At 45.3% G+C, this 23,165-nt stretch carries 16 protein-coding genes; 12 read left to right on the top strand and 4 right to left on the bottom strand.

The window, feature by feature from the left end; all coding sequences use genetic code 11:
- Nucleotides 1-33 precede the first annotated feature (33 nt).
- Nucleotides 34-1,149, bottom strand: coding sequence for a WG repeat-containing protein (locus ACM1ND_RS26205; protein ID WP_418026883.1), 1,116 nt, complete (start codon nucleotides 1,147-1,149; stop codon nucleotides 34-36).
- Between the two features lie 510 nt (nucleotides 1,150-1,659).
- Between ACM1ND_RS26205 and ACM1ND_RS26200 the strand changes: the two genes are divergently transcribed.
- The 5 genes from ACM1ND_RS26200 (at nucleotide 1,660) to ACM1ND_RS26180 (ending at nucleotide 6,111) form a co-directional block, all read left to right on the top strand.
- On the top strand, nucleotides 1,660-1,977 hold the full coding sequence (locus tag ACM1ND_RS26200) for a PTS sugar transporter subunit IIB (protein ID WP_029518773.1): 318 nt from the start codon (nucleotides 1,660-1,662) through the stop codon (nucleotides 1,975-1,977).
- On the top strand, nucleotides 1,970-2,302 hold the full coding sequence (locus ACM1ND_RS26195; protein ID WP_013312602.1) for a PTS lactose/cellobiose transporter subunit IIA: 333 nt from the start codon (nucleotides 1,970-1,972) through the stop codon (nucleotides 2,300-2,302). Before ACM1ND_RS26200 ends, ACM1ND_RS26195 begins: the two co-directional genes overlap by 8 nt.
- 84 nt (nucleotides 2,303-2,386) lie before the next feature.
- Entirely contained in the window at nucleotides 2,387-3,715 is a 1,329-nt protein-coding gene (gene celB, locus ACM1ND_RS26190) for a PTS cellobiose transporter subunit IIC (protein ID WP_023990964.1), read from the top strand.
- A 73-nt stretch (nucleotides 3,716-3,788) separates the two neighbouring features.
- Nucleotides 3,789-5,198 carry a glycoside hydrolase family 1 protein gene (locus ACM1ND_RS26185; RefSeq protein ID WP_071559557.1) on the top strand — a complete coding sequence of 470 codons (1,410 nt, stop codon included), beginning with the start codon at nucleotides 3,789-3,791 and terminating at the stop codon, nucleotides 5,196-5,198.
- Between the two features lie 202 nt (nucleotides 5,199-5,400).
- Nucleotides 5,401-6,111, top strand: a complete 711-nt coding sequence (locus ACM1ND_RS26180; RefSeq protein WP_023990962.1) for a GntR family transcriptional regulator — start codon at nucleotides 5,401-5,403, stop codon at nucleotides 6,109-6,111.
- A gap of 95 nt (nucleotides 6,112-6,206) precedes the next feature.
- Here ACM1ND_RS26180 and ACM1ND_RS26175 read toward each other — a convergent pair whose 3' ends face one another.
- On the bottom strand, nucleotides 6,207-6,743 hold the full coding sequence (locus tag ACM1ND_RS26175; protein WP_028540865.1) for a PadR family transcriptional regulator: 537 nt from the start codon (nucleotides 6,741-6,743) through the stop codon (nucleotides 6,207-6,209).
- Between the two features lie 212 nt (nucleotides 6,744-6,955).
- Here ACM1ND_RS26175 and ACM1ND_RS26170 point away from each other — a divergent pair, with 212 nt between their 5' ends.
- On the top strand, nucleotides 6,956-8,227 hold the full coding sequence (locus ACM1ND_RS26170; protein WP_023990960.1) for an OFA family MFS transporter: 1,272 nt from the start codon (nucleotides 6,956-6,958) through the stop codon (nucleotides 8,225-8,227).
- A 36-nt stretch (nucleotides 8,228-8,263) separates the two neighbouring features.
- The gene (locus ACM1ND_RS26165; RefSeq protein WP_023990959.1) at nucleotides 8,264-10,213 is read left to right on the top strand and encodes an FAD-dependent oxidoreductase; all 1,950 of its coding nucleotides are present in this window, start codon (nucleotides 8,264-8,266) and stop codon (nucleotides 10,211-10,213) included.
- A gap of 172 nt (nucleotides 10,214-10,385) precedes the next feature.
- Here the strand turns inward: ACM1ND_RS26165 and ACM1ND_RS26160 are convergent, their stop codons facing one another.
- A complete protein-coding gene (locus tag ACM1ND_RS26160) occupies nucleotides 10,386-11,927 on the bottom strand; it encodes a family 43 glycosylhydrolase (RefSeq protein WP_076295198.1) in 1,542 nt (513 codons plus the stop codon).
- Between the two features lie 402 nt (nucleotides 11,928-12,329).
- Between ACM1ND_RS26160 and hmpA the strand changes: the two genes are divergently transcribed.
- Complete coding sequence (gene hmpA, locus ACM1ND_RS26155; protein WP_418026881.1) at nucleotides 12,330-13,559, top strand: NO-inducible flavohemoprotein; 1,230 nt, start codon at nucleotides 12,330-12,332, stop codon at nucleotides 13,557-13,559.
- 111 nt (nucleotides 13,560-13,670) lie between these two features.
- Here the strand turns inward: hmpA and serS are convergent, their stop codons facing one another.
- On the bottom strand, nucleotides 13,671-14,960 hold the full coding sequence (serS, locus tag ACM1ND_RS26150; RefSeq protein WP_075154934.1) for a serine--tRNA ligase: 1,290 nt from the start codon (nucleotides 14,958-14,960) through the stop codon (nucleotides 13,671-13,673).
- Between the two features lie 717 nt (nucleotides 14,961-15,677).
- On the opposite strand from serS, the gene ACM1ND_RS26145 reads away from it, so the two are divergent.
- The 4 genes from ACM1ND_RS26145 to ACM1ND_RS26130 all read left to right on the top strand — a co-directional run bounded on the left by ACM1ND_RS26145 (nucleotide 15,678) and on the right by ACM1ND_RS26130 (nucleotide 23,129).
- A complete protein-coding gene (locus ACM1ND_RS26145; protein WP_418026880.1) occupies nucleotides 15,678-18,230 on the top strand; it encodes a DUF2339 domain-containing protein in 2,553 nt (850 codons plus the stop codon).
- Between the two features lie 162 nt (nucleotides 18,231-18,392).
- On the top strand, nucleotides 18,393-19,742 hold the full coding sequence (locus ACM1ND_RS26140) for a sodium-dependent transporter (RefSeq protein ID WP_013312591.1): 1,350 nt from the start codon (nucleotides 18,393-18,395) through the stop codon (nucleotides 19,740-19,742).
- Between the two features lie 276 nt (nucleotides 19,743-20,018).
- Nucleotides 20,019-21,977: an acyltransferase family protein gene (locus ACM1ND_RS26135; RefSeq protein ID WP_023990954.1), complete on the top strand. Its 1,959-nt coding sequence runs from the start codon at nucleotides 20,019-20,021 to the stop codon at nucleotides 21,975-21,977.
- 195 nt (nucleotides 21,978-22,172) lie between these two features.
- Nucleotides 22,173-23,129, top strand: a complete 957-nt coding sequence (locus ACM1ND_RS26130; protein ID WP_418026879.1) for a polysaccharide deacetylase family protein — start codon at nucleotides 22,173-22,175, stop codon at nucleotides 23,127-23,129.
- Nucleotides 23,130-23,165: the final 36 nt, after the last annotated feature.

Genomic DNA, 23,165 nt, shown 5'->3' with positions numbered 1-23,165 from the left:
AGATCCATTCGATCTGCCTCCAGGGTCGTTTTTTTATTTCGAAACAGAATGTTTAGATACAATGAACGCTTTGCCTGGCTTGATAAAAGCAACAGCATAGCCATTGGAGAAGGAGGAGGATTCCACTCTGTACTCAAGTTTAGTCAGCAGTTGTCCCTGACGATTGATGTAACCGAATTTGCCGTCTGAGACGGATGATTGTGTTTGTTTACCGACTAAAGCAAGGCCTTCTTTGAACGGAGTAGTAACATCATATTTTTGTTGATATTTAATGACTAGCGTTCCGTTTTTATCAATAAATCCGACTTCGTTTTTTGCATTTTTCACACTCGCCAAGCCTTCACTAAAATCCTGGGCATCCGTAAATTTAAAGGGAATCGCGACTTTTCCCAGTTTATTGATGAATCCCCATTTTCCCTTGGCATTTTGGACTGGAGCCAATCCTTCCGAGAAGTCTCCACCGGATTTATATTGAGGAGGAATGACTTCTTTCCCTGCTGTATTGATGTACCCGTATAGCCCTTTGCTATTCTGAACAATAGCCAAGCCATCCGAGAAACCACGACTGTATTTATATTTATAAGGAATCGCTAGTTGACCAGAGGCATTCACAAAACCGATCTTGCCGGTGTTAGGGGCGTAGGCGAGGGCCAGACCGTCTGTAAATACATATTCTGACTCCCCATTTTCTTTAAAATGAGAAAGAATTTTTCCCGTTCGATCTATAATTGCATTTTCTTTGGTGTCTGCTATGGTTACCTTTGCTTTTCCTTCAGAAAAGAAATTGGCTTCGGTATATTGGCAAGGGATGACCAGTGCCCCTTTGGTGTTAATGTATCCATAGAGATTGGTTTTTGTATTTTTGACTACGGCTCGCTGCTCATGAAAATCACCAATGGGTTTAAGCTCGGCGGGAAGTGAGAAAGCTTTCTCTCCTTTGGAATTGTAATACACGAGGTTTCCAGCAGATGTTTCAGCGGCTAATAAGCCATCATGAAAAGCACCATCGCTCAGCGGGCGAGCAACGTTGTAATCCAGAGCAGTTTTAGAAACTTCAATGGTTGTTGTGCTGGATGCGGCCCAGCCTGTTCCAATAACGGAGAGGCTAGTAACCAGAATCAATGCAGCTAATCCTAACTTTTTTAACATGCATAAGCTCCTTTGTGAGTTGACTTTTTAACTTCAGGCTTCGAAAAATCTTACCCTCATACGTAAGGTCTTCCATAATATAGACGATAAAAATGTAGGAATGTTTCTTGATATTCTAAATTTTTCTAATTTTCAGCACATGAGAAAGCCCTGCTTCCAAGTATGACACTTGCTATTCTCATCTCTACTCATCTCTTCTCACCCCAGCTATTCTTTGGCTACGGAGGGGCTATCAAGTTACTCCGTAAGCTCATGTTAGCATTTTACAGAATCGAATAACATATCATTTGGCAGAACCTCTTATAGTGAAAATCGATTACTATTGAGAGATTAAAGATAAGAGATCACGTTCATTTTCAAGAAAAAAAGTGAAGAAACAGTGTCATTTTAAAAAAAGTCTATACATATAAATTAAATGTATAGACAAATCAAAAGACTGGATTTATAATTACGCTGTAAACGTTTTCTAGTACTTAACATCCAATCAGACCTTGAAGGGAAGGAATAATCATGAAGAAAATTTTACTGGCTTGCAGCTCAGGTATGTCTACAAGTTTGCTAGTTACTAAGATGCAGGAATATGCTAAGTCCATTGGGGACGAGGCTGAAATTTGGGCAGTAGGTCAAGATCAGGCGGCAGAGGACATGGCTAAGGCTGACGCGGTATTGATTGGCCCACAAATGAGCTTTCTGAAAGGACAACTGGAAAAGGAAGCTGCTCCATATGGTATTCATGTAGAAGTGATCGACATGATGGCCTACGGAATGGTTGACGGTAAGAAAGCCTATGAACAGGCCGTGAAGCTGGTGGAACGCAAAAATGGATAAAGTCAATATAGCTGAACTGACGGAAGAGCAAATTAGTTTCCAACTTATTCTTCATAGTGGAAGCGCTCGCAGTAAAGTAATTCAGGCGCTGACCGAGTACCGAAATGAGAATGTAGAAGGTGCGGACGAACTGCTCAAACAAGCCAAGCAGGATTTACGTGCTGCGCATGATATCCATTTTCAAATGGTTAAGAAGGAAGCGGGAGGTACCCAAACTCCTTTCTCGCTCCTTCTAATGCATGCCGAGGATCATCTGATGTCCACGGTTACCATGAAGGATCTGGTTCTAGAATTGCTGGAGCTGTTCAAATCCAGAAATTTATAACGAAACATATAAGTATGTGAAATTTGGGACATGAAAAGCTTGCAACCCTATTGATGCAAGTCACTTCGCGGGGAGGAATAGGCTTTGTTTGAAAAATTAAGCCGGATACTGATACCTATTGCCGGTAAACTGAACAACAACCGCTATCTTACTGTACTGCGTGATGCATTTATGCTGTCATTTCCATTAACGGTTTTTGGCTCCATTATCGTCGTTATTATCAATCTGCCGTTTCTAAAAGGGTGGATGGGCGACGGCAATTATGCGACTTTTAGCAGTCTGCTGAACATTGCGCCTAATGCCACATTGAATATCATGACCTTATTTGTAATCGTCGGGATTGGGTATTACCTATCTCGAAGTTATAAGGTCGAGCCCATATTTGGCGGCATGATTGCGTTGGCTAGTTTCTTGATGCTCACCCCGTTTGTGCTGACACAAGAAAGCGGTGCCACGATTGCTGGTGTCATTCCGGTTGATCGGATTGGTGCCAAAGGCATGTTCCTTGGTATGATCGTCGCTTTTATTGCGGCAGAGATATACCGAAAGGTGACGCAACGAAATTTTGTCATTAAAATGCCTCCAGGCGTTCCGCCGGCAGTTGCCAAATCATTTGCCGCTTTGCTTCCGGCATGTATTACATTGGGCATATTTTTGATCATTAATGTTGTAGTTACACTGACCCTTCATAATAACCTGCATGATCTGATTTATCATGCTGTACAGGCACCTCTGGTGCATTTGGGCAGTGGCATTATACCTACATTGATTGCTATTTTCTTTGTTCAGCTTTTATGGTTCTTTGGGCTTCATGGTCAAATTATTATTAACTCGGTTATGGACCCAATCTGGAATACGCTGGCACTTGAAAACTATGAAGCGTACTCCAAAGGAGCAGAACTGCCGCATATCATCACCAAGCAGTTTGTGGATATTTACACCGTAGGTATCGGTGGTACAGGTATGACACTGGCTGTCGTGCTTTCGATTCTGATCTTCCTGAAGAGTAAGCAATTGAAGCAGGTCAGTAAGCTGGCCCTTGGACCGGGTCTGTTTAATGTCAACGAACCCGTCATATTCGGTCTGCCGATTGTGATGAATCCGCTTATTTTTGTTCCATGGGTTATTTCTCCAATGATCGTTACGCTGATTACTTACTTTGCCATGACCACCGGGATTGTGCCGCCGCCAAACGGAATACAGGTTCCTTGGACGATGCCGTTGTTCTTTAGTGGAATGATGGCTACGGGCTCCCTGATGGGTGGCGTGCTGCAGTTGTTTAATATGGCTGTCGTCTTTGTCATCTGGTTCCCGTTCCTGAAAATTATTGACCGGATGAACGTTCGTAAAGAGCAGGAAGAGGAGCTTAGCCAAGCAGCCATTGCTGGTAAGGATCAAACTGTTGGAATGTAATGTGGATAAGCTGCTAGATTAGCAGCTTATTCATTGCAAAAGAGAGAGGAGTAGAGCTGTGAATCATACCGAAATGAAAGATACAGAGCAGCAAACCATTCAATACCGTTTTCCATCCGACTTCTGGTGGGGCTCATCGGCTTCGGCTACCCAAACAGAAGGAACCGTGGAGGGAGACGGCAAAGGACCGAACATTTGGGATTATTGGTTTGAGCAGGAGCCGAACCGTTTTTATGACGGGGTTGGACCTGGCGAAACGTCCCGTTTCTATACCCGTTACAAAGAAGATATTGCACTCATGAAAGAGCTTGGTCACAACTCTTTCCGGTTCTCTATTTCCTGGTCGCGTCTGTTTCCGGCAGGGAAAGGTGCAATAAACCAGCAGGCGGTTCAATTCTATAATGCCGTCATTGAAGAGTTGCATCAGGCGGGTATTGAGCCGTTTGTGAATTTGTATCATTTTGATTTGCCGATGGCTTTACAGGAAAATGGAGGCTGGGTGAACCGGGAGACGGTCGAAGCTTACGTGGATTACGCTAACACTTGCTTTGAGCTATTCGGGGATCGTGTAGCCAAATGGTTTACACATAACGAGCCGATTGTCCCGGTGGAAGGCGGCTATCTATACGATTTCCACTATCCGAATGAAGTGGATTTCGGTAAAGCCGTACAGGTGGGATATCATACCCTGTTATCGAGCGCCAGTGCTATTAAGGCTTACAGAGAAGGCGGTTATAAGGGCAAAATCGGAATTATTTTGAACCTGACGCCAACTTATCCGCGTAGTCAGCATCCGGCAGACGTGCAGGCTGCTGAAATATGCGATGCGTTCTTTAACCGTTCCTTTTTAGACCCATCTGTGACGGGAGAATTCAATCCTTTGCTCGTGGAGCTGTTACGCCAAGAGGGATATGTACCAAGCATGGAAGACGGAGATCGGGAGATCATACGCCAGGGCACTGTGGACCTGCTGGGGATTAACTATTATCAGCCACGCAGAGTTAAGGCTCGCGAAAGTCTGCCGAACCCGGATGCGCCTTTTGTGCCGGAACGTTTCTTCGATTATTACGTCATGCCTGGTCGCAAGATGAATGAAATGCGGGGCTGGGAGATTTATGAGAAAGGCATTTACGACATTCTGACCAATGTCAGAGAAAATTATGGCAACATTGAATGCTTCATTTCGGAAAACGGAATGGGCGTTCAAGGTGAAGAAAAGTTCAGAGATGAACAGGGCATGATCCGCGATGACTATCGCATCGATTTTATCCGTGAGCATCTCAAATGGGTCCAACGAGCGATCTCAGAAGGCTCCAATGTGAAGGGCTATCACTTATGGACGTTTATGGACAATTGGTCCTGGACGAATGCTTATAAGAATCGCTATGGTTTTGTGTCTGTCGATCTTCAGGACGGTGGCAAGAGATCCGTTAAACAGAGTGGGCACTGGTTCAAACAGGTGATCGAGAATAACGGATTCTAAGGTGGTCCTCTGGACCGCCTTTTTTTCTTCATCATCGTCAAAGAACTGTGCTGTACGCCGCTGGTGAGAAAGTATAATGTTCGGTATACTTACTTATACCGTAATACCTTAACGTCCCGCCTGCAGAACAAAAGGAACCAGCGCTACCGATGTTTTGGTAAAATGCTGACATAAAACAATTTTTAGTACAGGTGGTAGACAGATGAACAAATACGAGCGGATTGCACAAGAGGTCAAAGAGCGGATTATGAATAAGACCTATAGCAGTGATGATCCGATTCCCGATGAGATCTCACTGGCAAAAGAGTTTCGTGTAAGTCGGATGACGATTAAGCGGGCATTGGACACATTGGTGATGGATGGGTTGCTGAATCGTAAAAGAGGACACGGAACCTTTATCGTCAAATCAGTTCACAATGGCCCTGTTAACGTTGTCGTAAATGAAATGCTGGGGTTAACCAACGTACTGCGCGGGAAAGAGATCAAAAATAAAATCGTCGCCTTTGACGTTCAATTTCCATCCGAAGAGGTAGCGACCCATCTATTTATTGATGCCAATTCTCCTGTATATCATGTGATCCGTCTGCGTGTCGTGGAGGGTGAGCCCTACGTTATCGAGCGCACATACATGCCCACGAAGCTGATCAGCGGTATTACAGAGGAGGTGCTGTACGGCTCGGTGTACAAACATATTAAGGAGGAGCTGGGACTTAATATTGTCGGTTCACACCGTACCATCCGGGCATCCAAGTCGACGGAACTGGATCGTGAGCATTTGGACTGCGCAGCGGATGATCCAATCTTGGAAATTGAGCAGGTGGGTTATCTGGATACAGGTATACCATTTGAATACTCGTTCTCGCGGCATCGGTACGATAAATTTGTGTTTACCACAGTGAATCGAATGCGTTGATTAGTAAAAAAATAAGCATAAGGGTTCGAGCTACATATTCTCGAATCCTTATGCTTTTTTGTGTTTACAATAAGTTTAAGGGAAAATGAGATGCTTTATTTTTTACAATAAGCAATAAAACTTTCTATCCATTGTATGGTTATAGTTTCGCGTAAAATAGCACCATCTAATACAAGATAATCGCCAAAATTATCACTATCAAGAGGAGGAATAGTTTCATAACGTTCTTTATTTTTGCGTAAATGTTCCAGCCTATCTTGATGTTGAAGCAGCTGATGTTCCAACAAATATAATCGGGTTGTTATATCCAGATGATTAGAAAAATACATTCTCAGCCTAAACACATCTTTGGGAGTGGGTTCAATAGGCTCTGCTTTTTTTAGCCATTGTAAAAAATCTTCTTTGCCATTCTCCGTAATCGAATACAATTTTTTTTCTAAAATTTCTCCGCTAATTTGGATCTCGTAGACGATAAGTCCCTCATTAAGCAGTTTTTTTAATTCTGGATAGATCTGACTATGCTTTGCAGTCCAAAATTCGCCTAAATCTTTACTGAATTCTTTACCTATATCATAACCAGTCATAGGTTCTTTATTTAACAAGCCCAGAATGGCATATTTTAAAGTTCTCATAAGGCACTCTTCCTAACATTTTCGTCGTTTATTGGTTAAGTATAACATATTTAGCGAGTCCACAATAAGATTGATATATTATTGAAAACATATTTAATAAAACATATAACTACATACATGTTCCTGTTGATATATTACAAAGCACGTGTTAATATTATTTCGAAATATGTGAATGATTTCACAATACAACGACGAGGGAGAAGAAGATCTCAGTGGAACTTACAAAAAAGAGATGGATTATTCTGATTGCAAGCTGTTTTATTAATCTGTGTATTGGATCAATTTACGCGTGGAGTGTATTTTCTGCCCCAATGGCAGAATATTTGAGCAGCGTCACAGGACTTAGTTTAACACCGGGGAATTTGGCTATTGCATTTACGATTACAAATTCGGTAGGTCCTATCACGATGATTTCAGGTGGCTGGATTAATGATCGATTCGGGCCCAAGAAAGTGATCTTTGTAGGGGGCTTGCTATTTGGAGGCGGTATGATTTTATCAGGATTTGCAACATCTGTAGGTTACCTGGTATTGGCTTACGGTATCGTACTCGGCCTAGGAACGGGAATGGTTTACGGATGCACAATTAGCAACTCTATTAAGTTTTTCCCTGACAAAAGAGGATTAGTTGGCGGTATAACAACGGCTGCTTATGGAATAAGCTCAGTTATTATACCTCCTATTGCCAATAGTTTAATCAGTAGGTCTGGTGTGACATCAGCATTCATTATCATCGGTATAGCATTTCTTATTATTGTATGTGCTGCTTCTTTCTTCATTGAGAAATGTCCATCTGACTTTGTTCCTGCAGGATGGACACCCAAGACTGTAAATGTTGGCCGTTCTATTCAGAACGACAAAGACTGGAAAGGCATGCTCTCAAGCCCTCTGTTTTATATCATGATCTTGTTATTAATGTGTGGTGCTTTTGCCGGACTCATGTGTACATCACAAGCTTCTCCTATAGCTCAGAAAATGATTGGTATGTCTGCGGCAGCCGCTACGACAGTTGTTTCCGTATTGGCATTGTTTAACACGGGCGGACGAATCGTTGCAGGCTATATTTCGGACAAAATCGGTCGAATCAATACCCTGGCTTTTTCTTCTGTCTTTTCGGTCATAGGGCTCACATTGCTTTATTTTTCAGGCGAAGGTAGTGTGTTGACATTCTATATTGGTATTTCAGTTATTGGTTTATGTTTTGGTGCACTGATGGGGGTATTTCCTGGATTTACTGCCGATCAGTTTGGTGTGAGAAATAATAGTGTGAATTATGGAATTATGTTTATTGGATTTGCAACAGCAGGATACTTTGGCCCATCGATTATGAGTCATGTTTACAGCACAGACAGTAGCTATCAGAGAGCCTTTGTCATTGCGGCCGTACTTGGCATAACCGGACTTGTCCTAACATTTGTATATAAGTTCACTACCCGAAAAAATCAGAAGATGGCTGTGGATATGAATCAGAAAGCTATCAATTAACCCATAGCAATAAATACAGATAAGGAGCATGAGATCATGCAAAGAAAATATCCCAATCTATGTAAACCAATTACAATTGGAAATGTGACTTTCAGAAATAGAATGTTTGGCTCTCCTATGGGAGGTACAGATATTACAGCTGACTGCACTATTGGACCGAAATCTACAGCTTTTTATGAATTAAGAGCAAAAGGCGGTGCTGCGTCAGTTACGGTCAGCGAAGTCGTGGTTCATCCTGAGACGGAAGCTTCCCATATGTACCATCTGGATCTGGGGACAGTAGATTCTCTTGCTAGTTTTACCTATACTGCAGACGCTATTCGCCGTCACGGGGCAATTGCCAGTGTGGAATTGTCTCATTCTGGACAGTATGCAGGAACTTATCTGACTGACAAAAATAAGAAACAAGGACTTGCTCAGTGGGGACCCAGTCCAGGAGTACGTCCAGACGGCAGAGAAGTAAAGGAACTTACGCAAGAACTAATTGCTGACATTGTAGCAGCTTATGGTAGATGTGCTGGACTGGCCAAGAGAGCAGGTTACGAAATGATTATGGTTCATGGCGGACATGGATGGTTAATTAATCAGTTTTTTTCTCCTTATTTCAACCGCAGAACAGACAAGTATGGCGGATCTTTGGAAAACAGGGTGCGTTTTGCACAGGAGGTTCTTGACTGTGTTCGTAAAGCTGTGGGTTCTGGCTTCCCAATCGAGTTTAGAATGAGTGGCTCAGAGTTATTTGAAGGCGGCTATGGTCTGACAGAAGGTATAGAAATTGCTAAATTAATCGAATCAAGAGTCGACTTGCTTCATGTATCTGCAGGAACCTATCAGACAGGATTTGGTATCACACACCCTTCGATGTTCTTGCCTCATGGAAGTAATGTTTATCTTGCAGCAGAGATTAAGAAGCATGTAAGTGTTCCGGTTGCAACGGTCGGCGGATTAAATGACCCGGCACAAATGGAAGAAATCATTGCCAGCGGTCAGGCGGATGTTGTTGAAATGGCTCGCGCACTGCTTGCTGATCCAGAGCTTCCAAGAAAGGTGATGAGCAACCGCGACGAGGACATTATTAAATGTCTGAGATGCTTCACCTGTATGGCAGAACGTGCAGAAACATCCACAAGACGCTGTACAGTTAACCCATTAATTGGTCGTGAGATGGATGGAACAGAAATTTACCCTTCCCCTAATCCACGCAAGGTTTTAGTAGCCGGTGGAGGCCCAGGCGGGCTTTATGCAGCTCTTACTGCAGCCAAACGCGGACATAAAGTTATTCTATGTGAGAAGGCTGACGAGATAGGCGGTATTTTGAGGGGAGAGCAGGCGATTCCTTTTAAATATGAGATGTATGAATTAGGTGTTACTCTCGGAAAGCTGGCTAAAGACGCTGGCGTTGAGATCCGTTTGAATACACCTGTTACTAAAGAGTATGCAGAGAAAGAAAATGCTGATGCGTTAATTATCGCAGCTGGTTCCGCAGCAATTGTTCCTCCAATTCCTGGATTGAATGGTGATAACGTAGTCATTGTTAATAACTACTATCTGGAGAAGGATAGGGTCAGCGATAGCGTAGTCGTATTGGGAGGCGGTCTGGCAGGCTGTGAAGCAGCAATTCACCTTGCCCAGGAAGGTAAGACGGTTCATCTGGTAGAGATGAGAACGGAGCTGGCTCCGGATGCTAATATTAGACATCGTCCGATTATGCTAAAAGAAATCGAAAAGAATAACATTCAGGTTCATTTAGGATTTAAAGGGCTGAGTGTTACACAAGAAGGTGTTGCTTGCGCTGATCAAAATGGTGAAGAACATTTTGTTCCAGGTACTTCAGTTATTTGTGCGCTTGGACAACGTCCAAGAAGAAACGTAGTAGATGAGTTAATTGATTGTGCACCTTATGTTGCACAAATCGGAGATTGCGTTAAGGCATCTACTATCACGACTGCAATATATCAAGGATATCATGCAGCGCTTGATATCTGATTATCTGCGACTCACTATCATTGCCCGGCATGGGACACTTCAGGAGTCTAAGAGAGGTACTCGAACATAGCGGTTCAACACAAATTGCACAGCTCCTGCAAATGGGTACAACATTGCGCAAGAGCTGTGCGATATTTTTTTAAGGATTAAGGCAATATTCCAAGTGTGAAAGTTAATTGCCAAGCAATCTTACTTCATGCACCGTCGGGGTATACCAGTTGTTCGGGTTATTGAATAGCACTGCATTTACAAGGTTGATTCGCACGTAGCGAGCTTGAAAATTGACTTTGTCACTGGTAAAACCATACGTGGTATTACCTGTACGATCAATCGTGGAGTAGTTAACTCCATCCATGCTGTATTCAATTTTATATTTGTAATACGCTTCAGATCCTTTGTACATAAACCATGAAATATCCACTTCGCTGATGGTCTTGGTACTGCCTAAATCGACCTGCCACCAAGCGGGCCAGGATGCGGAGGCAGCCTTCCACGAGGTTTGGGCGTTGCCGTCGTTCGCCAGTGAAGCTGGAGAACTGGATGCGGCTGAGCTAGCAGTCGCTGTTTTGCCCTGTGCGTGATTCACAAGGGACGGCAGGATTACTGTGCCTGTCGCAGCATCCAGATCCCAGCTACTGTACCAGTTCAGGGTTGCTGTTTTGTTGGAGTCATTCAGAGTTAGTGGCAACCAGATGAATTTGTGGTCGCTCAGATTGAGCGGATTCCAGCGATCGCCCATATAGATGTAGCTGGTTCCTGCGCTACCTGTAATCGTGGCGATGGAATGGATTTGCGAGCCGTAAGCCGCTGGATCACCGAAGGGTGACAGAGCAGACCAGCTTCCAGTCATGGAACTGGCGGTTGCGTAAGCACCCTGATTCGGATACCAGCCAGATGCCTGCGAGGTGAACAGGTAGTAGATATTGTTCTTTTTCACAACAGCAGGAGCTTCGCGATAGCCATTTTCAAAAATCCAGCCAACGAACGACTGCACGCCTGTATAATCGGCTGTCAGCTTGAAGATCGCCATCGTATCGTTGGCACCGCCATTTTTACGGGAAGCTGTAATAAGGTAGCCGCTACCGTCCGTATCCGTGAACACCGTCATATCACGAGACTCGTAATTCAGTGGGCGGAAGCTGCCTTGGTAGGCAAAATTTCCGTCGGGTGTATCGCTGGTAGCGACGGCTACACGACCTAGTGAGTAGTCCGTGCCATTTTCATAGTGCGCCCATAGTACATATTTTCCGGTGGTTTTGTTGTAGATAACTTTGGGACGCTCGATTTTGCTCGAATTCAGCTCAGGGGCGGAATCTTTGGTGAGAATACTGCTGCGGAAGGACCAATTTTTCAAATCGGTTGAGGTATATACGTTCACTTTTTCAAATTTCCAGTTTTCGGCGTGCTCGCCGTACCAATAATAAGTAGAACCTACTTTTAGAATATTACCGCTGTTCGCCTGAATCGGGTTACCTGCGGTGTCTTTCCAATCCGTTCCGTTCGTAATGGCTGTGCTTGCTGTTGCGCTCAGGGATAGTTCAGCATTGGCGACGTCCAAGCCATTCAGCGCTTGGTTTACCTCGGTCCCGTAGGTTGCTTGCGTAACGCCTCTTATATTGGCATGTGCTGTGTCGGGTTGAAGACCCGCACTGGTCACTGCGAATAGGATACAAATCCATGCGGCTAACCATTTGCTGCTGTTGATCCACTTCACGATATCATCTGCCTCCTTTAACACGGATAGGATGGGTCGGAATGGCTTGTCCGGCACCTCATCTTCGATTTTATCCTAATTGGAAGCGTTTACAAGTGGAATAAATTGAAGTCTTTAGCATGGTGAAACTGTTGTTACGAGAAAGGACAAATCTGATCACTGCATACAAAATAGGTATATAGATATTTGAAACTTTGGGGAAAGCTCGTCAGTTATGTGGGAAGCGTTTGTAATTGTGCGTTTTGTCATTGACACGTTCACATTATTTTAAATTTAAAGTGACTGGAATCACATAAACGGTTACTTTATGTGGGTATACTTGCTTTAAATTGAGGGTTACAAATGGGACATATATTGAAATACCCTTTGTTATCTTATTTTGGAGAGAAGAGGGATACAAAGATGCTAAGTGAGCAAACCATTGCAACGATCAAATCGACTGTACCTGTTTTGGAGGTACACGGAACTACAATCACCAAGCGTTTTTACCAGATGATGTTTGAGGCCCATCCCGAGCTTCTCAATATATTCAATCACGCGAATCAGAAGCAAGGACGTCAACAGGGAGCGCTGGCCAATGCTGTATACGCGGCTGCACAGCACATTGACCGTCTGGAGGAAATTCTTCCGGTGGTACGCCAGATTGCACATAAGCATCGCAGTTTGGGAATTAAGCCCGAGCATTACCCTATCGTCGGAAAATATCTGCTCGCTGCGATCAAGGACGTACTGGGAGATGCGGCTACAGACGAGATCATTGCCGCATGGGCCGAGGCCTATGGTGTGATCGCTAATGTATTTATAGACGTGGAAGCTGAAATGTACAAGGAGGCTGGACAGCAGCAGGGAGGCTGGTCAGACTTTAAGAGCTTTGTTGTGCAGAAAAAGGTTAAGGAAAGCGACCAAATTACGTCCTTTTATCTGGTGCCGCAGGATGGACAGGTGTTGCCTGAATTCGAGCCCGGACAATATATCAGCTTAAAGATGGAAATCCCGGGAGAACATAATACCCACATTCGTCAATACAGTCTTTCGGATGCACCGGGCCAACCTCACTACCGAATATCTGTAAAGCGAGAGGATGCTGTAGAGTCCCGTCCGGCAGGTAAAGTATCCGTGTATCTGCATGAGCAGGTGCAAGAGGGCGATGTGCTTCAGGTATCTGCACCGGCGGGTGATTTTACGCTGGATCGGGCAGATCGCAGACCTGTCGTGCTGATCAGCGGCGGGGTCGGGCTAACCCCGATGGTCAGTATGCTGGCTTCCTTGGTGAAATCTGCTCCGCATCGGCCTATCACTTTTGTCCACGCAGCAGTCAATGGGGATAACCATGCTTTGCGTAATGAGGTGGAAAAGCTGGTCGCCACACATGCACAGGCTGCAGTTCGTTGGTGTTACAGCAGACCAACGGAGCAAGATCGGCTGGCAAAGGCTTTTCACAAGGAAGGCCGTTTGGATCTGGCCTGGTTGCAATCCGTGATACCGGAGCGTAACGCACAATATTACTTTTGCGGCCCTGAGGGATTCATGCAATCGGTATACGGCCTGTTGAAGGAGTGGAATATCCCTGCTTCGGATATCCACTATGAATTCTTTGGCCCTGCCAGCGCATGGGAAGCAGAAGCACAATGACACAATGAGACATCAAAAAGACGAAGGATAGTTATCCTTCGCCTTTTTTTCGATGATTACAATGGGAAATCCTGCTCATTGGGTACTACTTTTCAAAGTGCGCTCCTGTTTTCATAACAAGGGAGTACGCAAAAATTCCATACCTTGCGGCATATATGGGCGTAAAGCCTCCGGAATACGGATTGAACCGTCCTCTTGCTGATGATGCTCCAGCAACGGAATCAGAATCCGGGGCGAAGCGACCGCTGTGTTGTTGAGCGTGTAACAATATTTCAGCTTGCCGTCCGCATTGCGGTACCGGATGTTGGAGCGGCGCGCCTGGAAATCAAGCAGCTGGGACGACGAATGTGTCTCGCCGTAAGCTTGGCGGCTGGGCATCCATGTCTCAATGTCCACCTGCCTGTAGGTTTTTTGCGCCATGTCGCCTGTACAGACAGCCATCTTACGGTAGGGCAGCTCCAGCAGTTGAAGCAAGTCTTCCGCATTGCGCGTAATTTCCTGAAACATCTGCTCTGAAGCATCCAGGCTGGCTTCGCAGATGACGACCTGCTCAACCTTGGCAAACTGGTGCACACGATACAGTCCGTGCACATCCCTTCCGGCCGAGCCGACCTCATTGCGGAAGCATACGGACACGGCAGCCAGCCGAATCGGGTCGGTAACATCCACGATCTCACCGCTGTAATACGAGACCAGTGGCACTTCCGAAGTGCCTACAAGCCACTGATCCTCACCTGTGATGCGGTACGTCTGATCCAGTCCGAGCGGGAAGAAACCAGTGCTGCGCATGGCCTCTGCACGTACCATCAGCGGAACATCCAGCAACTGGAATCCGCGTTCAGTCAGCAGATCCACCGCAAGCTGCTGCACAGCTCGATGCAATGCAACCCCTGCTCCCGTCAGATAGTAGTTACGGGTACCGGCTGTTTTGACACCCCGAGGGACGTCGATTAGCTTATGAAGCTCACCGAGCGTCATATGATCCTTTGGTTCAAATCCGAAGTTCGGAACCGGCCCGACCTGCTCCAGTTCAACATTATCCTCATCCGATCTCCCCCATGGCGTATCTGGCGATACGATATTAGGCATCAGAAGCAAGAGTTGTTGAAACTGTTCCTCTACTTCCTGTTGCGGGGCTTCCAGAAGATCTAGTCGTCCGTTAATTTCTTTGACCTGCCGCTTTGCCACTTCTGCCTGTTCACTCTGGCCGGCATGGATTAGCGCGCCAATATCCTGACTACATTGATTACGCTTCTGCCGAAGTTGTTCCACTTCCTGAAGTAGCTGTTTTCTCCGATCATCCAGGGTCAACAGCTCCGCGACCGATACCTGTATTCCTTTGCCGTCTGCTGCCGTCTGAACTTGTTCTTGATGCTCTCTGATCCATTTGATATCCAACATGACACCGCACTCCTTTTCGGATAAAAATACAAAAAGCGCCCTCATCCACATGGGACGAGGAGCGCTTTGATCTCGCGGTGCCACCCAAATTGACCGGACAGCATGACAGATGTCATGACTCTCCAATCCACTTTGCTCCGCTGTAACGGGCGGGTCCGGTTTACTTAGGTACATATCGCCATATCCTACGCTAACGTATGGTCCTTGGCGTAAACGCCTCCGAGTTGGATGCTCTTCACAGGCATAATATCGTTTGCTTTTTTGTTAGTATACGGATTTTTGGCAGGGTAATCAAGGGCATGAGTCTGCACATTGAATTAATTCCTTTTTTCATCGTGATCTTTCCAATAAAAATAAATACACAGCGTAATTAAAATAAGTGGAAATAAGTAAAAGGCATCATTATAGCCTACAGAATGGCTGACTCTCAAATCGTATAAAAGCCAAAACATGGACATGCTTGCTATCAAAGCTATAGTGCCACTTATTGAATACATGTATATCTCCTTTCAATTTGGATTTCATGTTTGCGAAGGGGAAAGGTAGGCTTTATTTCATATGTATATCCATTCTACTTCATCTGCGATCATGAAACTGGAAGAATATATAAGTAAAAGCCCCAATTTAACGTCCAAAATGGGCTATAGTCTCTATAATGCCTTTTTAATTTCATGTAAAATGTAATGATTACCAAAATGGACAGCGATGGAGGAGAACATGGAGGATTTTAAAGATCGTTTACATACGATCCGCCAAGAACAGAACAAGCTGCTCAAGGAGTATCAAACATTAATCGCGGACTATGAAGCCTCAGATATCATTCTGGAGAATGAGGTTCTGCGAAAAAAGTTCGAGGATTATCAGGCTCGCTGCATTCACTTGGAAGAGCGAGTACGACATATTGAGCAGGAAAATGGAAAGCTGCGCACTGCGCTGACGGAGCAAATGCTGAGTGAAAAGGCGAATATGATCCGCATTTCGCGTGAAAAGCTGGAGACCTATTTTGCCTCCAGAACTACAGAAGGGGAAAATCGGCTGACAGCCTTTGAATATGGGGCTAAAAACCGGGTGGACCAGCTTATTCAGCAAACTACGCATGAGCTTAAAGAAGATCAGGACGAGATTCTCGCCAGATTACGACTGTTCTCAGAGGAGATTCGTGACCGAATCATGGAGCAACGCGGGCGGTTTCAGGAGGCCGAGCGCAAATTGCTTCATCAGACGGCAAGCGAGTTCCAGCAGTTCGGAGAAGAAGAGATCAGCGAAGAAACGATGCAGAAGCGCATGAAGCAAAATCAGTTTGAAATGAAGCTAGGCTTGAACTGGATCAACAAACTGGGGATTTTGCTCATTATATTGGGTGTGGGAGCCGCTTTTAAATACTCATACTCGAACTGGTTTACAGGAAATATGAAGGGCGTGGCCTTCTTTCTGCTAGGAGCGTTGATGCTGGGCGGCGGGGAGTGGCTGTACCGCAAGCAGAAGCAGACCTTTGCGCTCGGTATTTTGGGCGGCGGTATTTCTGTGTTGTACGGATCGATTTTTTACAGCTACTTTTTGTTAGAAATCATAGGAATGTATACAGGCATAGGCTTATCCGTACTCGTTACGGTGACCGCTGTGCTCCTGTCATTAAGGTATGAATCCCGAACGATATGCTCTTTTGGTTTAGTAGGGGGATATCTCCCGCTCTTTTCCTATATGGCAGCGAACGGACTGGAAGGGAACGCCGTGTATATCGCCATGGGCTATTTGTTCCTGTTAAACTTGCTGATTCTGCTTGTATCCTTCCGCAAACGGTGGGTCGTCGTGCAATATATCAGCTTTTTACTTAATACGCCCTTGATGATTGTGCTGGCGTGGTTATCGGAAAGTGCCGTAGCGAGCATGCTGTATGCAGTCATTACATTTGCGATGTACCTCGGGATGACGCTGTGGGTGCCGTTCCGTTTAAAATCAAAACTGTCATGGCTGGATTTCTCCCTTTTGGCTCTGAATACAGTCGTGAGCTGTTCCGTTCTGTATTCTCTGTTCGGCGATGCAGGCCTGGATGATTATAAAGGCTTGCTGGCTCTCGTCTTTTGCTTGGTGTACGGGGGTCTGGGACAATGGGTCCGTCGATATATTCCAGAGGAGAAACAAACCAAAATATTATTTTATGCGACTTCGTTGACCTTTGCCATCCTTATGGTGCCGTTCCAGTTTGGAGTTAGATGGTTATCCATGGGCTGGTTGATCGAAGCGGTTCTTCTTACATTATATGGGCACCGTTACCGGTTGAAGGAATTGGAACGAGCTGGCTGGGGCATTTTATTACTGTGTCTGGGCGCATTCTTTTTCGTCGATTTCCCTATATATCTGTTGTCAGGATTTGAGACAGACTATTTTGGACTCAAATATACGCTCATTACACTGGGAATGTTGATCGTTACCGTCTTCTATGCGATTCAATTTAGCCGTCCGAATGCTTTCAAAAACAATCGTTTGTACGAAATGCATATCATGCAAGGATTTAAATATGTAGCTTTGGTGAACGTGTATTTCTACCTTTTGTATGAAGCCGGGCATTGGTATAACATCGTCTTATCCGACGAGTTTGTCCATTACACCTTGTACAAAGTGTTGTTGTACACCTGCGTATCGCTGGTGTTGGCTTATTTCCTGCCTAAGGTGAGGTTGCTGTATGATCGGGTGATTAAATACTACAGCTTGGCGTTGTACGTCATAGGCTACGCGCTGGCACTGGTGATCACCGTAACGGTTCCAACCTTGCATGAAAATTATGCACAAAATACGGCTGCTGATTATGTGGCGTTAGTGGTACTCGCAGCCTTTAATGTGCTGGTATTCTTCAGCAGCAGGGATTTTCTGAACGCACTGATGACCCGACATTATAGAAGCAATGAGTTGTATCCGGTCATTATGGGTGTATATTTGCTGGGTATCATAACCGCCTTTCTTGGAGTTCAGTTCCGCCTGGGGGATGCTGGTCTTGTGTTCAGTCTGGTGTATTTGCTGCTGGCCATTTTGTATATTGTATACGGCTTCCTCAAGCGAGTGGTCTACATTCGCAGATTTGGATTGGGCTTGACCTTGCTGTCGACAGGTAAGCTGCTGTTGTATGATCTGCACCTGTTAACGACGGGGAGCACGATTGTAGCCTACTTCTCTTTTGGTGTTGTACTGTTGGCGATTTCGTATATTTATCAAAAAGTATCTAATCGCATGGGAGAGACCATAATAAAGAAGGATGTTGAAGAAAATATGTAGTTTTCTGTTGTATTTTGTAGATACGGAACATTATGAAAATAAATCCGGTAATAGTGAAAAATTATGCATGACCTTACATCCTACTTACGCTATAATGAGTAAAAATTATTTATGTGCGCATGCTCATGTTTATGCGTAAGTAGAGAGAATGAGGGGGATATAATGAATTTGAGCAAGGGGCAGAATAGCCTGTCTGATAAAAATGAACGCTTCTCGTCTGCTGGATTCATATTGGCGGCGATCGGGAGTGCGGCAGGACTAGGTAACATATGGAAATTTCCGTATATTACAGGACAATATGGCGGAGCTGCATTTTTCTTATTGTTTATTGTCTGCCTGTTGCTTGTTGGTTTGCCTGTACTTTTAGCAGAGCTTGCGCTTGGTCGTGCAGGTCGAGGAAGTGCTGCTTCTGCAATGGTAAAAGTAGGCGGTCATCCGATTTGGGGCAAGATGAGCATCATGTTTGTTATCGTGCCTTTTGTTATCTTATCGTTCTATGCCATTGTAGGAGGCTGGACACTGCATTATGCCGTAGAGGCATTTAGCGGAAATCTGTTTTCAAATAATGATTTTGCTGGACAGTTCGCTTCTTTTTCCTCCGGGTATGCGCCGTTGGTTTGGCTGTTAGTTGTTTTTGCATTTACAGCAGTCGTGGTTACTCTTGGGGTATCAAACGGGATTGAAAAGTTCAATAAAATTTTGATTCCTGCCAAGGTCATCCTGTTGCTCGTGTTGATGATTAACGCTCTTATGCTGCCAGGCTCTGGTGCGGGCGTATCCTTCTTTCTGAATCCCGACTTCTCTAAGCTAAGCATAGAGTCTGCATTGGTTGCTTTGGGACATGCCTTCTTCTCACTCTCACTGGGGATGGGGATTATGATCACGTACGGTGCGTACGTGGATCGCCGTCAATCGCTGGGTGGAGCCATGCTGGCAGTTGGTGGCGGAGATTTAATCTATGCGTTTATCGCAGGTATGATTATTTTCCCTACAACCTTCTCCTTCGGAATTAACCCAGCTCAAGGACCATCGCTGGTTTTCATTGCTTTACCGGCTGCTTTCTCGGCAATGCCTTTTGGTGCATTCTTCGGCGGTTTGTTCTTTGTACTGCTGGCGGTTGCTGCATTAGGTTCTATGGTATCCTTGCTGGAAGTTCCAGTAGCCTATGTCATGGAGCGTATGCGTTGGAGCCGGGTTCGCTCTGTTATCGTCGTATCGGTCCTGTGCTTGATGCTGGGCGTCCCTTCTGCATTGTCCATGGGCCTGGTGCCGGAATTAAAAGTGGGGGATAAATCATTCTTTGATTTCGTAGACTTCACCGCTTCCAACATCTTCTTACCGTTAGGCGGTTTGTTGATTGTTATATTCACAGGTTATTACTGGAAGACTGCGGCTGAGCATGCGAACATCAAACCCTTCTGGTTCAACGTGTGGTTATTCGGTCTTCGGTATGTTGCACCGATCCTGATGTTGTTGGTCTTCCTTCATACCTCAGGTATCATCAAATTTTAAGAGCATAGAATACTAATAAAAAGGCATTTTCTTCCTAAGGGAAGAGATGCCTTTTTTTGTATATCTATCAGTGGTTACCTAACTGTGGAAAGGAATGATATAATAAAAACATTGTCATTAATTTTAACTTCATTGAAATCATTACGATTATGAAGTTTTATATAATGAATGAAAAGGCTACAGGGCATCGCACAGACGATGTGCAGGAGAGGGAAAGGGCAGAAGAGCATTGAAACAGACAGGGAGCTTGAATTTGCAAGAAGGACGGCGGCTGAAATGAAGTCTAAACAATTGCCGTCACAACGTCGTTATATGCCAGGTTTGGATGGATTAAGAGCGCTGGCGGTCATCGCAGTCATTGTGTATCATCTGAATCCGGATTGGTTGCCGGGTGGTTTGTTGGGTGTAGGCGTGTTTTTTACTTTGTCGGGGTATCTGATTACAGATATTTTGGTGAGTCAGTGGGATACATATCATAGTTTTAAAATGAAAGATTTCTGGTTGCGTCGTGCCAGAAGGTTGCTGCCTGCCATGTTGACGGTTGTGGCTGTCATTGTCCTGTGCTCGTTGCTTTTCGATCCGTCGCGGCTAACGGCCTTGCGCGGAGATGTACCTGCCGCATTGGTGTATATGAGCAATTGGTGGTTTATCTTCCATCAGGTTTCGTATTTTGAAAGTTTCGGCCCACCTTCTCCGCTCGGGCATCTGTGGTCGCTGGCGGTGGAGGAGCAGTTTTATATCTTATGGCCTTTACTGCTGGCGCTTGGGCTAAAATTCATGCCCAAGCGTATTGTGCTCGCAGGCTGGGTGACTTGTCTGGCGTTAATATCTGCACTCCTGATGGCAGTGATTTACGTACCAGGAAGCGACCCGAGCCGGGTGTATTATGGCACGGATACGCGCGGATTTGCTCTGCTGATCGGTGCGGCGCTGGCCTTGGTATGGCCAAGCGGCAAACTGAAAGAGCAAGCTTCTCCTAAGGCGCGTATGCTTCTGGACAGCATCGGTGCAATAAGCTTGCTGCTGCTTTGTCACTGGGCGTGGGCCTCGAATGAATATGACCCATCTCTGTACCGGGGCGGCCTGCTGGGCATAGCTTTGGTCACTGCTATTGTGGTCGCAGCGTTGGCACATCCGGTAAGCCACCTTGGTCGTCTCCTTGGAATCAAGCCGCTACGCTGGATTGGAGCCCGTTCCTATGGACTGTATCTGTGGCATGTTCCGGTTATTACGCTAACGACGCCTCAAGTAGATACCGATGGCGTGCATGTGATGCGTATCATTTTACAATTGCTAGCTACCGTATTGCTGGCGTCTCTCTCATTTAAATATATCGAGGAGCCGATTCGCCGTGGAGGATTCCGCCACTGGATCACAGAAATCCGTTCAGCGGTTCGTAGACAGGCGCGGTGGAGATGGATGCCTACAACTACAGCGGCTGTGCTTTTTGCAGGTATTCTCGTGGGTACCGTCCACCTGTACGTGGCGTCTCCTGACGCAACGATTCAGGCAGCATCAAGTGATGAGAAGCCAGTCGCAAAGGCAAAGGCGATGCCGCCGCTTCACGGAACGGTATCCGTGGCTTCCAAGGAGCCCAAAGCCATCAAGCTGCAAGGGTCCGAGGGCAGCAAGGTGCAGATCCCAGTCCCGTCTCAAGCCCAGACGCCTAAAAACACGGCGGTCCAGGCTGGTACTACGGACGATGTTACGAAACCGTCGGAACCTTCGGACAAACCCAAAAAAGCTACGCCTATTACAGGTGATGGGTCGAGTGTGACCGCCATTGGAGACTCTGTCATGTTGGATGTACAGTCGTACATTCAGGATTCCTTCCCGGGAGCTGTTGTAGATGGACGGATCGGCCGTCAGATGGCGGAGGCGCCTGCCGTACTGGAGCAGCTAAGACAGAACGGACAGCTGGGTAAGACAGTTATTATTGAGCTGGGCACGAACGGCGCTTTCACCAAGGATCAGTTAGCGAATTTGCTGGCCAGTCTGAAGGATACGAAGCATATTATACTCGTGAATACCCGTGTGCCTCGGCCGTGGGAGAGTATTGTGAACAAGCATCTTGCCGAAGCAGCGTTGCAGGACCCGCGAATTACAATGATTGACTGGTATGCAGCTAGCTCTGGTAAAAATTCATATTTCGAGCATGACGGAGTACATTTAAAACCTAGTGGTGCTAAAGCTTATGCGTCCTTGTTGGCTCAGGCCTTAACGAAGCAATCGTAATAAACTGCAATGATACTCATAAATTATGCAAATGCAAGACAAGAAAGCCACCAGGAGTAGGTTGTCCTCTGGTTGAAGTGCATCCCTAAATTTTCATCGGCTAAACCTAAGGGTTTTTCCCATGTCCATTCTAAGGTGTGTACATCAACCCTGATCCGGTGGTTTTTCTTATTTTAGTGGGAGGTACATAAGCTAATGGAAAAGGGCTATTCACATAGTAGGACAAGAGAACACCGCTTGAAGAGGAACAGAAAAAGACTAATTTTACTTGCTATTATATTATTTGTGGCAGGCTGTATTACTTTCATTGCGATAAAGGTCTCAGATAACCAAACACATGCGCCAACACAGGAGCTTGCTAAAAAAACAGATTCCGTATCCAAGGACTCATCAAAAGGTAAAGTAAATGCGGGGGCAAATGGTAAAGCAGTCTCTCCAAAAAGCGACCCCGAAGTAGAAGATGGTGCCTTTGTCGAAAAATATTTAAAACAGCAAATGCTAGGGCAGATGCCCGATGGAGCCGATGGTAAAAAAGTGGCCTACTTATCCTTTGATGATGGTCCATCCGTGACGGTAACACCTAAAATATTAGACATTCTGAAAAAACAGAAGGTCAAGGCAACCTTTTTTATCGTAGGAAAAGAAGCCGATGAAAATGAACATACCAGGAACATTATCAAAAGAATTGTTAAAGAAGGTCATGCGATAGGAAACCACACGTACTCTCATAATTATAAGTATTTATATCCTAACAAGCGGGTAAGCACGGACCATGTTATGCAGGATATTGAGAGGAACAATAAGGTGTTAAAAAGTATTCTGGGGCCAGAGTTCACCACAAGAATGATCCGGTTTCCGGGGGGCCACATGACATGGAATAGCAGAGATCCACAGGGGATGGCTGCTTTGGATAAAGTTTTACATCAAAAGGACTATCATCAGGTAGATTGGAATGTATTAACGAAGGATGCAGAGGGGAAATCCAAGAAGGCACCGGCACTAATCAACCAGTTTATAAGGTCAGTCAAAGGTCGTGAAAAAGCCATCATACTCATGCATGACACCTATGGTAAAGAAGAAACCGCAAAAGCGTTGCCTCAAATTATAGAATTCCTAAAGAAACAGGGATATGAGTTTAAGGTTATGAAGTAGGATATGTTTATATGTAAGAAAAGGACGGGGCTGATG

The sequence above is a fragment of the Paenibacillus sp. JJ1722 genome, assembly GCF_048282685.1.
Taxonomy (GTDB): Bacteria; Bacillota; Bacilli; order Paenibacillales; family Paenibacillaceae; genus Paenibacillus; species Paenibacillus polymyxa_B.
This window is presented reverse-complemented; position numbering and strand designations above follow the sequence as displayed.

Coding starts and splice junctions, on each gene's coding strand:
- serS (WP_075154934.1), bottom strand. CDS start 14,960: ATGTTGGATATCAAATGGATCAGAGAGCATCAAGAACAAGTTCAGACG.
- ACM1ND_RS26140 (WP_013312591.1), top strand. CDS start 18,393: ATGAATTTGAGCAAGGGGCAGAATAGCCTGTCTGATAAAAATGAACGC.
- ACM1ND_RS26195 (WP_013312602.1), top strand. CDS start 1,970: ATGGATAAAGTCAATATAGCTGAACTGACGGAAGAGCAAATTAGTTTC.
- ACM1ND_RS26200 (WP_029518773.1), top strand. CDS start 1,660: ATGAAGAAAATTTTACTGGCTTGCAGCTCAGGTATGTCTACAAGTTTG.
- ACM1ND_RS26185 (WP_071559557.1), top strand. CDS start 3,789: ATGAAAGATACAGAGCAGCAAACCATTCAATACCGTTTTCCATCCGAC.
- ACM1ND_RS26175 (WP_028540865.1), bottom strand. CDS start 6,743: ATGAGAACTTTAAAATATGCCATTCTGGGCTTGTTAAATAAAGAACCT.
- hmpA (WP_418026881.1), top strand. CDS start 12,330: ATGCTAAGTGAGCAAACCATTGCAACGATCAAATCGACTGTACCTGTT.
- ACM1ND_RS26180 (WP_023990962.1), top strand. CDS start 5,401: ATGAACAAATACGAGCGGATTGCACAAGAGGTCAAAGAGCGGATTATG.
- ACM1ND_RS26130 (WP_418026879.1), top strand. CDS start 22,173: ATGGAAAAGGGCTATTCACATAGTAGGACAAGAGAACACCGCTTGAAG.
- ACM1ND_RS26145 (WP_418026880.1), top strand. CDS start 15,678: ATGGAGGATTTTAAAGATCGTTTACATACGATCCGCCAAGAACAGAAC.
- ACM1ND_RS26135 (WP_023990954.1), top strand. CDS start 20,019: ATGAAGTCTAAACAATTGCCGTCACAACGTCGTTATATGCCAGGTTTG.
- ACM1ND_RS26205 (WP_418026883.1), bottom strand. CDS start 1,149: ATGTTAAAAAAGTTAGGATTAGCTGCATTGATTCTGGTTACTAGCCTC.
- ACM1ND_RS26165 (WP_023990959.1), top strand. CDS start 8,264: ATGCAAAGAAAATATCCCAATCTATGTAAACCAATTACAATTGGAAAT.